Below are 13,702 nucleotides of genomic sequence, written 5' to 3' on the forward strand. Positions count from 1 at the left end.
CTCCCTCTTACTCTATCTATGAATATCCGAAAACATATTCCTAATTCGATCACCTGTCTAAGCCTGGTGTCTGGTTGTATTGCCACTGTGATGGCCTTGCAAGGCAACTTATTGTTGGCTGCCGTGTGGATTATTATCGCGGCTGTTTTCGACTTCCTCGATGGCTTTGCCGCCCGCTTGTTGAAGGCCTATTCTCCTATGGGGAAGGAGCTTGACTCCTTGTCAGACATGGTTAGCTTTGGCGTAGCTCCTGGGATGGTTGTTTTTTACCTGTTGAGCGAGGCCTGTCCACAGCTCCCCTTCGGAGTCATAAACACATATATTCCTTATCTGGCATTTGTTATCCCGGCTTTTTCCGGATTGCGTCTGGCTAAATTCAACATAGACGACAGGCAGACCACTTCCTTTATTGGAATGCCCGTCCCGGCACACGCCCTGTTTTGGTCGTCGTTGGGCTATTCTCTTTTACCGATAATCCACTTAAACGATCTTATTTTTGTTCCGGCCATCATACTGCTCTCCATTGCCACTTCTTTACTGCTGGTATCAGAAATACCCATGTTTTCCCTGAAAATAAAATCCCTCCACTGGAAAGGAAACGAACTACGCTACATACTGGTAGTCTGCGCCATACTATTCGTCTCCCTATTCGGCTTTTTAGGAATCGCCGGCACTATATTCCTATACGTCCTCTTATCTGTTTTTGGTTATTCCTTTAAATGGAGTATATAACATCCAATCTACCTCCAGTTCATAAGGGTAAAGTGGCTTCTCTATTGAGTTTGGTCTTGTTTCGACGGGCCAGTTGTTTGTGTGCCAGAAATTTAATCTGTAATGGGATGGGTTTTGAGGAATACCTGTAAATTCAGGAGTTGAACCTGAATAATTCCATAATACTATTTTATTACCTGTAGTTGGATGAAGCATCCACCATTCGAGACGATCGGGATACCAGTCAAAGCCATACGTATAAAACTGTGAAGCAGCATTATAATTTTCAATGGGTTGAATTGATTCAGGCATATTTTGAATTCCGGAAAGAGGTTTACTTGCTTCGTTTCCCTTCCTGTAAGAAGTGTCGTAAATGATGCCTTTAGCCAGGTTTATTATTCTGCCAACTCTTTGTAAGTTACCACTTTCACCTGTCCACGTACCAATATATATTATTTCAGGGTCGGCAATCAACCATTCAATATCAATTTCACTTAAACCGGCCACCTTATCCATATGGTATGTAAAATACCCAACTACCACACCGGCATCAGGTTGAACTTTTGTAATATCGGGAATTCTAATCCGTGCCGAATAACTACCAAAATGAGTAAAATCTTTAGATACGATTTCAGGACCACGTCCGGCACCTGCAGGATCTTCAGGATCAATCCTGTACAGCATAACTTTAGTCCCTTTCTCCGACAGCGAACTAATACCAGAGAAATAACGATAATCTTCGCCAGATTCTCTCACATTAAAATTGAAAAATTTCGATGTCGGCTTATCAAAATCCTCCCTAAACCGTCCATGATACTTTTCTTTCTTTGTCGATTCGGATTGCCCTTGCGCATAACCAGCAGCCAAAAAGGCCACCAATAAAACAGAAAAAAGCTTTGTCATAATAGAATTGTGTATAATGTTAGTTACTTTAATATGACTATCAGATAATATATCATCTAAACATATAAATCTTTAAAGAAATTTTTAATTTCAGGAACTAATTTCTCTTTTATCATAATTTCTCTATATTGTTTATTAATTAGGTTAAAGGTTCCTTCATGTAAAAAATCTGGGAAAAATATATTTTCATCATCTTTTAAATCAAAATATTTCCAATATGACAATTCTGATATTTTCAGATAGCCAGGGTGTGTCTTCATAAATTCATTAATTAAATCTAATTGATTGCTCGTTATATCCGACTTAATTATACCCCAGTAAATCCAATCATCATCAGTTCCGTTCCAAATGTATATTTTAAAACCCGCTGAAGTGATAAGATATAATCCATAATCATTTAAAGAAGAATATGATTTTTTATATACTTCGTAATGAGTTGTATTGGTTATGTTTGATTCTGTTGGTCTGATGTCAATTTTAAATCCTTCCTTATTAAAAGCATCAGCCAGTTCTTTCCAAAAATTCCATGCAGTATGCCATTTTACATACTTGAAATTTTCAACAAGTAACTTTGTCGCTCTCATATTATCTAAAGAACTAGCTATCAAATCAATTATTTCCAATCTTTCTTGAATATTGTTGTCTGAATTTGTCATATATTTAATTAAATCTATGAACTGTAAAACACTTTCTCTTAAATATGGATTATTGATACATTCTTTTAAACATAAATCTAACCAATTCAGTATTTCATGCTCATAATCAATTGTTGCCCCATTTATATTTTCTAATGTTTCATATTTTCCAAGACTTTTATCTGATGGGTCTCGTCTATCTGGTGTAAGGTAAAATACTTTGATGTTTTCTTTAGGAATACCATCTTTTTGATGAATAAGATTAAAATATCGCTCCAATTGACCTTCATCTTCGTGATTTGAATCACCAGCTCCAATTTTATTTTCTATAATTATTGCTTGTTTGCTAATTCTGTTTATTATAAGAATATCTATTTCGCTATATTCGGATTTATTATATTCAGATGGATAAACCTTGCATTTATCGACCATAAAATTATCTATAGATAAAGTATGCAAAAATAATTTTAAAAATACATCGTTTTTTTTATGCCTACTCTCAGGTGATAATAATACAGATATAAAACGTGAGTATAACCGAACCTCATCATTTTCTTTATGTAATGCTGAAAAAATATTGAATTGCTCTTTATTTTCATCCAGCATTCTATATTTATACTCTATTACAGCCATCCTAGATAGAAAAGATTGCTCTCGATCAGTATTTTTCTTCACTCCATTCATGGTTGTTGTTTTGTTGATAACTAATATTTAAAATGGTAACTCATTATTACACTGTTGTTTGATTTCAAAACCCGATATATAGTCTTTTTTGGTAATAGAAACTCCTTCTGCATATATGATATCTATCTCATCACATATACATGGAATAATTTCTTTTCCCAACTGATTAAAATATCCTCCTTTACTTAAACTGAAAAAATACACCCTGTTATCCTTTATAATTTTTCAACTATAAAATAACTTGTAGAAATAGAAATCCCCTTAACATCAATTCCCAACTGATTTTTGAAAGCTTCTAAAATTGTTTTAACTTGAGGAGAGTTTGTTGATTTCTCCACGACTTGTACACTCATTCCTTTTGCAATTTTACTACCAATATTCTGTTTGGCTGTAACTCTAAATGCATATGACATAATATAGTAGATAATTTTTTACACCTACTCTATAACGGTTTTCGGCATCTCCGACTGCATTTGTTTTTATATATGGAAAGGACGCAGTTCCAGTTCCATGATTCAACCGATAGGCCTTGGTTAACCTGATGTTAGTATTTTTCTAACATTCTATTATTCCATAAATCTAATTAAAAAATCAGGAAGCAAAGAATATTATCTTGTAAATACACAAACTGTTTTTGAATACAAAGATAGAATACCTTTTTGCCAAAACGAAGCATAAGTATATATAATACTTATTTCTTGAAACAAACTAATGAAACCATGTATAAGCCTCTTCGCAACGAATTACCGCATGAATATCGGATGCATACTGGTTCTTTGGTGCATTATCTGCCATCAAAATAATTGATCGATAGCTATCGGTCAGTTGGCTGACGGCCGTCGGCCAAATAACTGACAATTGTCCGCCAGTTAACCGACGGCTATCGGTTAATAGAAACATTGGCTTGTCTTGTTCTGAAATAGGTTGTCATTGAACTGAAGTATACTTATGTCAGAAACGAAACATGGAGGCGGTATTCGTTACAGCCATGAATTAAAGTTAGAGATTACGCATTGATATTTGTCTGAATCGACCAGTATCCGCAAATTATCGTTGGAATACGGTATTAGTTTTGATGCGATTCGGCGCTATGTAACTCAGTATAAGGCTGAAGCTTTGCGTTTGTTTTTCTCAAATGATTTATCTTTGATCCGTATGAAAAAGGGAAAAGACATAAAATCGTTGGAGAAAGAGATCTTGCGCTTGCAGCAGGAGTTAAAATTGGCCAACATCAAGGCTGAAGGTTGTGAATATATGCTTCGCATTTGTGGCGAAGAATATGGGGAAGACCTGTTAAAAAAAGCCGTAGCCAAACAGTTGGATATCTCAAAGGGAGATACTGCGGAGTGACCTTGGCGATCCTTTGCGGTCTGTTTGGCTATACCCGCCAAGCTTATTATAAACATCGACAGGAAGGGATTATCCATCTTCCGACCGGGGTTGCCAGTATATGAGCAAAGCCTATGTAAAACTGTTAAAGACAGCCGGAATGCTGGTAAGTGTAACCCAAAACGGCGATCCTTATGAAAACGCTCTGGCCGATAGGGTTAATGGTATCCTTAAGGGAGAATGGATTAATCAGGAGTCTTATGATAATTTTCAGATCGCTCAAAAACGCATCCATGAAATTATCCGTATATACAACTGTAAAAGGCTACATAGTGCAATCGGATACCGAACCCCGGAGGAAGTACACCGTCGCTCTTACAAAGTTAAAAGAGCCACAAGGAAACAAGCTTCGCACACTACAGGATAGCCTGTCTGACAATTATTTTTTCTTTTCAAACGCCCTGGGGCTTTTGTGAAGGGCATTCGAAAAGAAAAAATAATTGGGGAGGTGAAGAATAAGATAACACCTCATGTTGCCAAGCAAACTGAATACAAAAAGTACACCGGTTAATCTTTTTTGAAACTCTGAAACAATCAAACCTGACAACCAATTTTAGGACAGGGCAGCTCAAAAAGGGCTTTCATTGGGAAGAATATTCGATTTATTGAGACTATTTCTTTTTACGGGGAAAATGCTAACTTTGTGGTTTACTTATTAAAATTATATACAGCTGATCATGTTTAAATTTTTATTCGTCATATTCTTTTTTATTATATTGATGACGTTGATGCTGGGTCTCTCTTTCTTGCGTACGCTCAAACGGGTTTTGTTTGGCGAAAGTGAGAGTGAGAAAAGGGCCAGACAGCAACGCCAGGCTCAGGCTAATGGCCGGCAGAAAAGTACCGGCCGACAGGAAACGTCTCCCCCTAAAAAGAAGATATTCCCTAAAGATGAGGGGGAATATGTGGATTATGAGGAGATTAAAGAATAGAAATTTTATCTTCGTTTGCGGAAGAAGTCGGTCATTTCAGATGAACATTCATCTTCCAGTATTCCTTTTTTAATGATGGCTTTGGGATGCAAGGCGTGGGGTGCAAAGCGTTGGAAGCCTTTCTTTTCGTCTGAAGCGCCGTAAACAATTGTGCTTATCTGAGACCAACCGATGGCTCCGGCACACATTACACAAGGTTCTACCGTTACGTACAGGCTACAGTCTGTCAGGTATTTTGCTCCCAAGGCGCTGGTAGCAGATGTGATAGCCAGCATTTCGGCATGAGCCGTTGGGTCGTTCAGACGCTCTGTCTGATTATGTGCCCGGGCAATGATCCGGTTATTACATACCACCACGGCACCTACCGGCACTTCGCCTTCTTCGGCTGCAGCACGTGCTTCGGCCAATGCCTGCTTCATGAAATATTCGTCGTCAAAAGGATTCATCCGCGCATTTCGCTTTCGTTGAAAAGAGTAGGGTAGTCTTCCTCTAATGTCTTCAGTACCTGAGAGAAGATAGTTTCCCGATACCAACGGGATTTATTGCTTATCTTATATTTAGAGAAGTGGTTACATACGGCATTAAACTCATCATCATTCAGCAGAAAGGATACCCTGTGCACGCGAGGTGCCTTCGGAAGTGCGTTTGCTCTCTTATGTCCTTTCTTTTTCATGCTGCAAATATATGGGTGAAAGCTTAAATAAAAAAGAAAAACCGTACATTTGTGCAAATTAACGATTTATATGACAGATCAAAACCTTATCGGAAAAGAGGGCGAAGAAGAAGCCCGCAACTATCTTGTAAAACAAGAGTATATTATATACCATACCAACTGGCATTTCCGTCATTATGAGCTGGATATCGTTGCTACGAAAGACGACGAGCTGGTAATTGTGGAAGTAAAAACTCGATCTGATGGCTATCTGATAGCTCCGGAGGACGCAGTAGATCGTGGGAAAATAAAACGGATCGTAGCTGCCGCCGATGTGTATGCCCGTTACTTCAGAATAAACATGCCGGTTCGCTTTGATATTATCACACTTATAAAGAATGATGATGGTTACGAGATAGAGCATATAGAAGATGCCTTTTATGCTCCGCTAAGGAGAAGATAGGAAAATAATCAGTACATTTGCGCTATTTGATAACAACTCAATAATCATTCTTAAATTATAGCGATATGGCAACACCTCCGTTTAAGTATCAGGAACCGTTTCCAATGGGAAAGGACACTACTGAATACTATTTGCTGACAAAAGAACACGTATCGGTTTCCGAGTTTGAAGGGAAAGAGATACTGAAAGTAGAAGAAGAAGGATTAACGAAACTTGCAAACGCCGCTTTCCGTGATGTAGCCTTCTATTTACGCCCTGACCATCAAGCACAAGTAGCCAAGATTTTATCTGATCCCGAGGCCAGCGACAACGACAAATTCGTAGCGCTTACCTTCCTGCGCAATGCCGAAGTATCGGCAAAAGGCAAACTTCCTTTCTGCCAGGACACAGGTACGGCCATTATAACCGGTAAGAAAGGGCAGCAGGTATGGACAGACGGGAATGATGAAGAAGCGCTATCCAAAGGGGTTTACAAAACCTACACGGAAGAGAATCTGCGCTACTCACAGAATGCTCCGCTGGATATGTACAAAGAGATCAATACCGGCTGTAATTTACCGGCTCAGATAGACTTATACGCCACTGAAGGAAACGAATACAAATTCCTTTGCATCGCCAAAGGAGGTGGATCCGCCAATAAAACATATCTGTATCAGGAAACAAAAGCGTTGCTGACACCAGAAAAACTGGTTTCCTTCCTGATCGAAAAAATGAAGACATTAGGTACGGCTGCCTGCCCTCCTTATCATATTGCTTTTGCAATCGGTGGAACGTCTGCCGAAAGCAACCTGAAGACAGTCAAACTAGCTTCTGCCCATTACTATGACAACCTGCCTACCAGCGGCAATGAAGGCGGACAGGCTTTCCGTGATGTTGAGTTGGAAAAGAAAGTGTTGGAAGAGTCATACAAGATAGGGCTGGGTGCTCAGTTCGGCGGCAAATACTTTGCGCATGATATTCGTATCATCCGTCTGCCACGTCACGGCGCCTCTTGTCCGGTAGGAATGGGAGTTTCTTGTTCTGCCGACCGTAATATCAAAGCTAAGATTAATAAAGACGGTATCTGGATCGAAAAGCTGGAAACCAATCCCGGACGCTTTATCCCGGAAGAATTCCGCAAGGCAGGAGAAGGAGAAGCCGTGAAGATCAACCTCAACCAGCCAATGGCTGATATCCTGAAAGAGCTGGATAAATACCCGGTAGCTACCCGTCTTTCCTTGTCGGGAACGATTGTAGTAGGTCGCGATATTGCTCATGCTAAGCTGAAAGAACGTCTGGATAGCGGACAAGGCATGCCACAATATATCAAAGACCATCCGATCTATTATGCCGGTCCGGCCAAGACTCCGGAAGGTATGGCTTCGGGTTCGTTTGGCCCGACAACAGCCGGACGTATGGACTCGTACGTAGACCTGTTCCAGGAAAACGGTGGTAGCCTGATTATGATTGCCAAAGGAAACCGTAGCCAGCAAGTAACGGATGCCTGCAAAAAGCATGGTGGCTTCTATCTGGGAAGTATCGGTGGTCCGGCAGCCATCCTGGCTCAAGACAGTATAAAGAAAGTAGAATGTCTGGAATACCCCGAGTTGGGAATGGAAGCTATCTGGAAGATCGAAGTAGAAGACTTCCCCGCCTTCATCCTGGTGGACAATAAAGGGAATGACTTTTTCAAACAATTGTAAATATACACAAATAAAAAAAGCTGTCTGAAAAGACAGCTTTTTTTATTTATTATTCCTGACGGCGAGGAGGTCTGTTACTGCGGAACTCTCTGTTTCCGCGATCGCCACGGTCACCTCCGCGATCACCTCGCTCGGGGCGGGGAGGACGTTCTTCGTAACCTTCCGGTTTGGGTAGTAATACTTTGCGTGAAAGTTTGAATTTTCCGGTCTTCGGATCAATGTCAACCAGCTTCACTTCTACCGTATCGCCTTCTTTTAATCCGGACTGCTCTACTGTTTCCAGTCGTACCCAGTCTATTTCGGAAATATGAAGTAAACCGTCTTTGCCCGGCATGAATTCTACGAAAGCTCCATAAGGCATCACAGATGCTATTTTACCTTCGTACACTTCGCCTACTTCCGGAACGGCAACGATTGCTTTGATTGCTTTCATTGCAGCTTCGATAACAGCTTTATTTGTACCGGCTATTTCTATTTTGCCTACGCCGTCCACTTCTTCAATGGAGATAATGGCGCCTGTTTTCTCTTGTATTCCTTGAATAATCTTTCCACCCGGGCCAATGATAGCACCAATGAATTCTTTACCGATGGTTAATGATTCAATACGCGGAGCATGTGGTTTCAGATCTTCGCGAGGCTCTGCAATCGTGTCGGTCAGCTTGCCCAAGATATGCATACGACCTTCTCTGGCTTGTGCCAAGGCGTTCTCAAGGATCTCATACGATAAACCATCTACTTTGATATCCATCTGTGTAGCGGTGATACCGTCTTTTGTTCCTGTTACCTTAAAGTCCATATCTCCCAAGTGGTCTTCATCTCCCAAAATATCTGAAAGGATGGCATAATTCGTTCCTTTGTTTTCAGAGATAAGTCCCATCGCAATACCGGAAACAGGCTTTTTAATTGTCACCCCGGCATCCATCAAAGCCAATGTACCGGCACAAACTGTAGCCATAGAAGATGATCCGTTTGATTCCAGAATATCGGAAACAACACGTACTACGTATGGATAATCAGCAGGGAACATTCTCTTTAAAGCACGGTGAGCCAGGTTTCCGTGACCTACTTCACGACGTCCTACCCCACGGGATGCTTTGGCTTCTCCGGTTGAGAAAGGAGGGAAATTATAATGAAGCAAGAAGCGTTCTTTGCCATGGTTTAATACATCGTCAACCATCTTTTCGTCCGCCTTTGTTCCTAACGTTACTGTAGTAAGCGATTGAGTTTCTCCACGGGTGAAAACTGCCGATCCGTGAGGTCCTGGCAGATAATCAATCTCGCACCAGATTGGGCGGATTTCCGTTGTCTTACGTCCGTCCAGACGTTTACCTTCGTCCAGAATGGCACGGCGCATAGCTTCTTTCTCTACGTCGTGGTAATAACGACCGATCATTTCAGCTTTTTCGCTTAACTCTTCTTCCGTAAAGGTTGCTTTATATTCTTCTACAATCTTTCCGAAAGCCTCGGCGCGTTCATGTTTGGCCGAACCGGAAACGGCTACAGCATATACTTTATCGTAGCATTTCTCACGAACATCTTTACGAAGCTCTTCATCGTTCACTTCATGATTGTATTCGCGCTTGGTCAATGTACCAACTGCTTCTGACAATTCTAACTGTGCCTGGCATTGAATCTTGATTGCTTCATGCGCAATCTTGATTGCTTCCAGCATTTCGGATTCCTGTACCTCATCCATTTCGCCTTCCACCATCATGATATTATCCATTGTGGCACCTACCATAATATCAATATCAGCTTTCTCCAGCTCAGCAAATGTAGGATTGATAACGAACTTTCCGTCGATACGGGCTACACGAACTTCAGAGATAGGGCCGTTAAACGGAATATCTGATACGGCTAAGGCTGCCGAAGCTGCCAAGCCGGCTAATGCATCAGGCATGTCATTGCCATCAGCAGAAAATAATATTATGTTAACGTATACTTCAGCATGATAGTTGTCCGGAAATAACGGACGAAGGGCTCTGTCTACTAAGCGAGACGTAAGTATTTCATAGTCGGAGGCTCTTCCTTCTCTTTTTGTAAAACCACCGGGAAAGCGGCCATTTGCAGAGAACTTTTCTTTGTATTCCACTTGAAGCGGCATAAAATCAACACCGGGGTTTGCATCTTTAGCAGCTGTAACAGTAGCGAGTAACACTGTGTCACCCATCCGGACGGTTACTGAACCATCTGCCTGTTTAGCCAATTTTCCGGTTTCGATGGTGATAGACCTTCCATCACCTAAATCGATCGTCTTGTTAATTGGATTAACCATAATTTTTCTTTCTTCTTAATATCTATCTATAAAATTGTTGCAAATGTAATGAAACTTTATTTGCTAAATGTATGGAAATACAATAAATAACTCATTGTGGAGAAAAAAATCCACCCCATACCAACTATATAGTATGAAATTATGAAATAGCGGACGAGCCATTCGTATTTGCTCATGAACTATTTTGTTTTGCTCATAAGCTATTTTGTTTCGCTAACATATCTACTTATAACTTAAATAATGTATATTTCAACACGTTTTGGCTATCAGTCACTTACGAAGAACGTTCTTTGTTTTAGTTCTTTTCTACCTCTCTAAGGATAGCACAAATATAATGTTTTGCTTTTAATCTGCCAGTTTTGAGTTGGTGAATTTACGGGGGAGAACATAAAAAGAAAAAGCCTACTCCCTCATAAAGGGGTAGGCGTTCTTCTTATGAGTCATTTAGTATTTATGCAGTTTCGATATGGCTTTTAATGATGTCTTTTATTTTTGTCACATCTGTTTTAGCTTCTATGATATTCTTTACATCATTGACTGACAGTTTGTCTATGGCAGCAAAAACTTTTTCATAAGGAGTGCTACCGCCAGAGACAAGTTTGATTACAGCATCAATTAAATAACGTTTTGCGATAAACTTTTCTTCAAACTTACTGCGAGCAACTGCCAGAAATTTTTCAGCACGTACCAAATCATATTCAGCGTCTATGCCTTCTCCTTTCATACAGGCTGCTAATACAGCAGTTGTGATGTCCATATTAAAACAGTATATTTTACTTGCTGTGCTTAGAGGGTATTTTCTGTCTGTTAATTCTTTGATTCTTGATAATAACTCTTCATCAGGCAAGATTAATACAGCGCCATCTACAAAGTTTTTTCCTTTCCACTTATTCATTTCAATGTTGGCTTCTGATAAAAGAGCGATGGTATTCTCGCTACTCCAACTTTCAAACATATAAATTTCTTCAGGGTTAACAGTATTGTCAGTTATGGCAGCCATGAATCTATGCTGTCCGTCTATGATGACAATATGATCCCCTGCCTCTTCAGAAGGTATCTCTTTCCCATCAAGTCCAACAATACTACAGCCATCTGCAATAGCTTTTCTTCCGCTTACATACATAATAGGGACTAATACGCCAAATGCTCTAAGAGATTTTTTCTTTGCATTAACGTTCTCTTTTGAAATTTCCCTATTCCCTTTTACAAAGGCTACTCTTTTACCTTTGTCATAAACTTCAGCTAATGTTATAATTTTAGCCAAGTTATTCACTATAGTTGCTTTCGAAAAAATTTGATTATCCATAATTGGATACAGCTCCTTTAAGCCGGGTCTTTAGTTTATTGAAGAATTTGACCATCATTCAACACTACAAAAGAACTCGGTATAATTATAAGAAGGAAGGACAAAGAGCTAAGAGAAAATTGTCCTTGTTTTACATTGGATAATAACCGTTAGACGAATAAAGAATATCTCTCTTCTTCCGCTGAATTATCTTTTCTAAACTATCAACAGTCATTTTTTTATTAATACCTAGGAATTGAATCAAATATGCAATAAAAGATTTTTCATCATCAACCAATTTTGCATTCTTTCTTCTTTTATACGAAGTGAAGTTATTGTTTTGAAAAAACCATGCAAACATAGATATGAATGAGTATTCTAGTATTGTATCTTGTCTATCTCTATTTTTATTCATTCTGGCTTGTTTCCCATATAAAGGACTATTAGGGTCAACACATAACCTTTCTTTTAAACAGAACATAGCGATAGCATTAATAATATTGTGTGAATTGATGGAATATTCTTTATCCCCAACAGATAAAGTTAAAACCATAGGCTTGATTGGCTTAGCTTTGGAGAAATTTTCATTAGTTTTTATTCTATAGTAATTACTATAGACTGCATCTGTGAAATTCTTCACTTGCTCTAGTGGTGATTCTTTTTCTACAAAAATGTTTTCAATACATTTACCTATGCAATAATCATAAACAAATAATAGTAGATACCAGAATTTTTCTACGTCTAAATTAAAACTCTTGATATACCAATTCAATTCTTCATTGAAATTATATTTTTTAGCCCTTTCCTTTGCTTTCTCCAAATATGACGTTTGGTCATTTGGTTTATTTGGGTTCATGGACTGCCAATTATACCTTATTATAAATCTTTCTACGGCCTGTGAATTATAAAATACAGGATTACCTTCTTCATCATACTCACCACTAAAATCAGGACAAAAATGATTGGCTACAGGGTATAAATATTCTAAGACGTTAGTGTCTGCCTCTTTATTGTAGGAATATCCTTTATCTTTAAAAGTTTCAATTGGTGTGAACATAAGCCTTATTGTTTTTAAGGCTAAAGATAAACAATTATTGCAAAAACTTTCCAGCCAGATAATCTTCATCTGTTATTGCTCCTTCACAAAAGCGTTTCATTTCAGCAATAGGAGTCTCCCTTGTTTTATAAAATATCTTATCATTAATTAGTTCAATTCCTTTACTAGTTCTCTTAATGTATCCCATATCAATAGCCATCTTCAAATACTTTCCAATAGTGGATTTCTTTATAACCATAATATTTTCCAGTTCCCTGATAGAATATCTACACAAATTGGTGCTGTTTAAACACAAGGTCTTTATAAGTACTAAGAATCCTTTTAACTCATTAGGTATTGGTTCTTTTACTAAGGCTTCGTCTATCAAGACGTAGTGTTCTGTATTTAGAAAATATTTGTTCCTGGCAAATTTCCCGTTTTTACCTTTCACAAATCTGGTATTTATTGTCAAGAGCCCTTTAGCTTTAAACTTAGAAATGTGTTTGGAAATCGTTGATTGTGTTATTGCATCTTTTTCACTAAATGCGTTGTCATTAATATATGCAGCTAAGTTATCCTGCTTGATATTTGACTCATAAGTGTCTCTATCTGATTTTATTGCCAAACAGAGGAAAGTATATGCTTCTGTTAAACTCAGAAGGTTAGCTATTAATTCTGTGATTTCTCGATAATTCATTAGTCGCAGATGAATTAGTGTTTATAAATATCAAATCTCTTTTTTCCTTTTCCATCTTTAAATAGGCGCTTGTTCCAAAATATAGTTTGGCTTCTTTTCTATTATTAAAAAGCAGTGAGGTTGGTTTATGGATAATCATTCTAAAATATGTATGATTTTACTGATAGTTGCTAAATCACATTTTTTCTTGACAAAGGAAAAATGTATAGTAGCGTATTAGTTCTTTAGGTATTAGTATTATTAGGTATTAGTATGCAGATTCCTCTGATGGACACCTATATTCCTGTAGTGGACAGTTATATTCCAGTGGTGGACACTACTTAATCTGTATCTACACCCCATAACAATAGGTATCTGC

At 38.6% G+C, this 13,702-nt stretch carries 15 protein-coding genes; 6 read left to right on the forward strand and 9 right to left on the reverse strand.

Features of this window, described 5'->3' with window-relative positions; translation table 11 throughout:
* Positions 1-18 precede the first annotated feature (18 nt).
* Positions 19-732 (forward strand): CDP-diacylglycerol--serine O-phosphatidyltransferase, encoded by a 714-nt coding sequence (pssA, locus tag M2470_RS12985; protein ID WP_280745426.1) that lies wholly within the window; start codon positions 19-21, stop codon positions 730-732.
* Here the strand turns inward: pssA and M2470_RS12990 are convergent.
* The 3 genes from M2470_RS12990 to M2470_RS13000 form a co-directional block, all read right to left on the reverse strand.
* Positions 694-1,614: a glycoside hydrolase family 16 protein gene (locus M2470_RS12990; protein ID WP_280745427.1), complete on the reverse strand. Its 921-nt coding sequence runs from the start codon at positions 1,612-1,614 to the stop codon at positions 694-696. The two genes, pssA and M2470_RS12990, sit on opposite strands and share 39 nt — an antisense overlap.
* A gap of 56 nt (positions 1,615-1,670) precedes the next feature.
* Positions 1,671-2,933 carry a PD-(D/E)XK nuclease family protein gene (locus M2470_RS12995; protein WP_280745428.1) on the reverse strand — a complete coding sequence of 421 codons (1,263 nt, stop codon included), beginning with the start codon at positions 2,931-2,933 and terminating at the stop codon, positions 1,671-1,673.
* A gap of 215 nt (positions 2,934-3,148) precedes the next feature.
* Positions 3,149-3,346: a hypothetical protein gene (locus M2470_RS13000; RefSeq protein ID WP_280745429.1), complete on the reverse strand. Its 198-nt coding sequence runs from the start codon at positions 3,344-3,346 to the stop codon at positions 3,149-3,151.
* A 607-nt stretch (positions 3,347-3,953) separates the two neighbouring features.
* On the opposite strand from M2470_RS13000, the gene M2470_RS13005 reads away from it, so the two are divergent.
* From M2470_RS13005 to M2470_RS13015, 3 genes are all read left to right on the forward strand, one after another.
* Positions 3,954-4,283 carry a hypothetical protein gene (locus M2470_RS13005; RefSeq protein WP_280745430.1) on the forward strand — a complete coding sequence of 110 codons (330 nt, stop codon included), beginning with the start codon at positions 3,954-3,956 and terminating at the stop codon, positions 4,281-4,283.
* A 100-nt stretch (positions 4,284-4,383) separates the two neighbouring features.
* Entirely contained in the window at positions 4,384-4,689 is a 306-nt protein-coding gene (locus tag M2470_RS13010; protein ID WP_280745431.1) for an integrase core domain-containing protein, read from the forward strand.
* 310 nt (positions 4,690-4,999) lie between these two features.
* The gene (locus M2470_RS13015; RefSeq protein ID WP_280745432.1) at positions 5,000-5,254 is read left to right on the forward strand and encodes a DUF4834 family protein; all 255 of its coding nucleotides are present in this window, start codon (positions 5,000-5,002) and stop codon (positions 5,252-5,254) included.
* 5 nt (positions 5,255-5,259) lie between these two features.
* Here M2470_RS13015 and M2470_RS13020 read toward each other — a convergent pair whose 3' ends face one another.
* Positions 5,260-5,700 (reverse strand): nucleoside deaminase, encoded by a 441-nt coding sequence (locus tag M2470_RS13020; RefSeq protein ID WP_280745433.1) that lies wholly within the window; start codon positions 5,698-5,700, stop codon positions 5,260-5,262.
* Positions 5,697-5,927, reverse strand: a complete 231-nt coding sequence (locus M2470_RS13025) for a hypothetical protein (protein WP_280745434.1) — start codon at positions 5,925-5,927, stop codon at positions 5,697-5,699. Before M2470_RS13025 ends, M2470_RS13020 begins: the two co-directional genes overlap by 4 nt.
* A 70-nt stretch (positions 5,928-5,997) precedes the next feature.
* Here M2470_RS13025 and M2470_RS13030 point away from each other — a divergent pair, with 70 nt between their 5' ends.
* Both M2470_RS13030 and M2470_RS13035 read left to right on the forward strand, forming a co-directional pair.
* Entirely contained in the window at positions 5,998-6,369 is a 372-nt protein-coding gene (locus tag M2470_RS13030) for a YraN family protein (protein ID WP_280745435.1), read from the forward strand.
* Positions 6,370-6,434: 65 nt separating this feature from the next.
* Entirely contained in the window at positions 6,435-8,051 is a 1,617-nt protein-coding gene (locus M2470_RS13035; RefSeq protein ID WP_280745436.1) for a fumarate hydratase, read from the forward strand.
* A gap of 49 nt (positions 8,052-8,100) precedes the next feature.
* On the opposite strand, the gene pnp is transcribed toward M2470_RS13035, so the two are convergent.
* The 4 genes from pnp to M2470_RS13055 all read right to left on the reverse strand — a co-directional run bounded on the left by pnp (position 8,101) and on the right by M2470_RS13055 (position 13,344).
* Positions 8,101-10,326, reverse strand: a complete 2,226-nt coding sequence (pnp, locus tag M2470_RS13040; RefSeq protein ID WP_280745437.1) for a polyribonucleotide nucleotidyltransferase — start codon at positions 10,324-10,326, stop codon at positions 8,101-8,103.
* Between the two features lie 451 nt (positions 10,327-10,777).
* Positions 10,778-11,632, reverse strand: a complete 855-nt coding sequence (locus M2470_RS13045; protein ID WP_280745438.1) for a hypothetical protein — start codon at positions 11,630-11,632, stop codon at positions 10,778-10,780.
* A gap of 130 nt (positions 11,633-11,762) precedes the next feature.
* Positions 11,763-12,737 (reverse strand): hypothetical protein, encoded by a 975-nt coding sequence (locus tag M2470_RS13050; RefSeq protein ID WP_280745439.1) that lies wholly within the window; start codon positions 12,735-12,737, stop codon positions 11,763-11,765.
* Complete coding sequence (locus M2470_RS13055; RefSeq protein ID WP_280745440.1) at positions 12,703-13,344, reverse strand: MarR family transcriptional regulator; 642 nt, start codon at positions 13,342-13,344, stop codon at positions 12,703-12,705. Before M2470_RS13055 ends, M2470_RS13050 begins: the two co-directional genes overlap by 35 nt.
* Positions 13,345-13,702: the final 358 nt, after the last annotated feature.

The organism is Parabacteroides sp. PH5-46 (assembly GCF_029892785.1).
Classification (GTDB): domain Bacteria; phylum Bacteroidota; class Bacteroidia; order Bacteroidales; family Tannerellaceae; genus DFXE01.

Excerpts from the sequence above, each read along its gene's own strand:
- pssA (WP_280745426.1), top strand. The coding sequence starts at position 19 with ATGAATATCCGAAAACATATTCCTAATTCGATCACCTGTCTAAGCCTG.
- M2470_RS12990 (WP_280745427.1), bottom strand. The coding sequence starts at position 1,614 with ATGACAAAGCTTTTTTCTGTTTTATTGGTGGCCTTTTTGGCTGCTGGT.
- M2470_RS12995 (WP_280745428.1), bottom strand. The coding sequence starts at position 2,933 with ATGAATGGAGTGAAGAAAAATACTGATCGAGAGCAATCTTTTCTATCT.
- M2470_RS13000 (WP_280745429.1), bottom strand. The coding sequence starts at position 3,346 with ATGTCATATGCATTTAGAGTTACAGCCAAACAGAATATTGGTAGTAAA.
- M2470_RS13010 (WP_280745431.1), top strand. The coding sequence starts at position 4,384 with ATGAGCAAAGCCTATGTAAAACTGTTAAAGACAGCCGGAATGCTGGTA.
- M2470_RS13015 (WP_280745432.1), top strand. The coding sequence starts at position 5,000 with ATGTTTAAATTTTTATTCGTCATATTCTTTTTTATTATATTGATGACG.
- M2470_RS13020 (WP_280745433.1), bottom strand. The coding sequence starts at position 5,700 with ATGAATCCTTTTGACGACGAATATTTCATGAAGCAGGCATTGGCCGAA.
- M2470_RS13025 (WP_280745434.1), bottom strand. The coding sequence starts at position 5,927 with ATGAAAAAGAAAGGACATAAGAGAGCAAACGCACTTCCGAAGGCACCT.
- M2470_RS13030 (WP_280745435.1), top strand. The coding sequence starts at position 5,998 with ATGACAGATCAAAACCTTATCGGAAAAGAGGGCGAAGAAGAAGCCCGC.
- M2470_RS13035 (WP_280745436.1), top strand. The coding sequence starts at position 6,435 with ATGGCAACACCTCCGTTTAAGTATCAGGAACCGTTTCCAATGGGAAAG.
- pnp (WP_280745437.1), bottom strand. The coding sequence starts at position 10,326 with ATGGTTAATCCAATTAACAAGACGATCGATTTAGGTGATGGAAGGTCT.
- M2470_RS13045 (WP_280745438.1), bottom strand. The coding sequence starts at position 11,632 with ATGGATAATCAAATTTTTTCGAAAGCAACTATAGTGAATAACTTGGCT.
- M2470_RS13050 (WP_280745439.1), bottom strand. The coding sequence starts at position 12,737 with ATGAAGATTATCTGGCTGGAAAGTTTTTGCAATAATTGTTTATCTTTA.
- M2470_RS13055 (WP_280745440.1), bottom strand. The coding sequence starts at position 13,344 with ATGAATTATCGAGAAATCACAGAATTAATAGCTAACCTTCTGAGTTTA.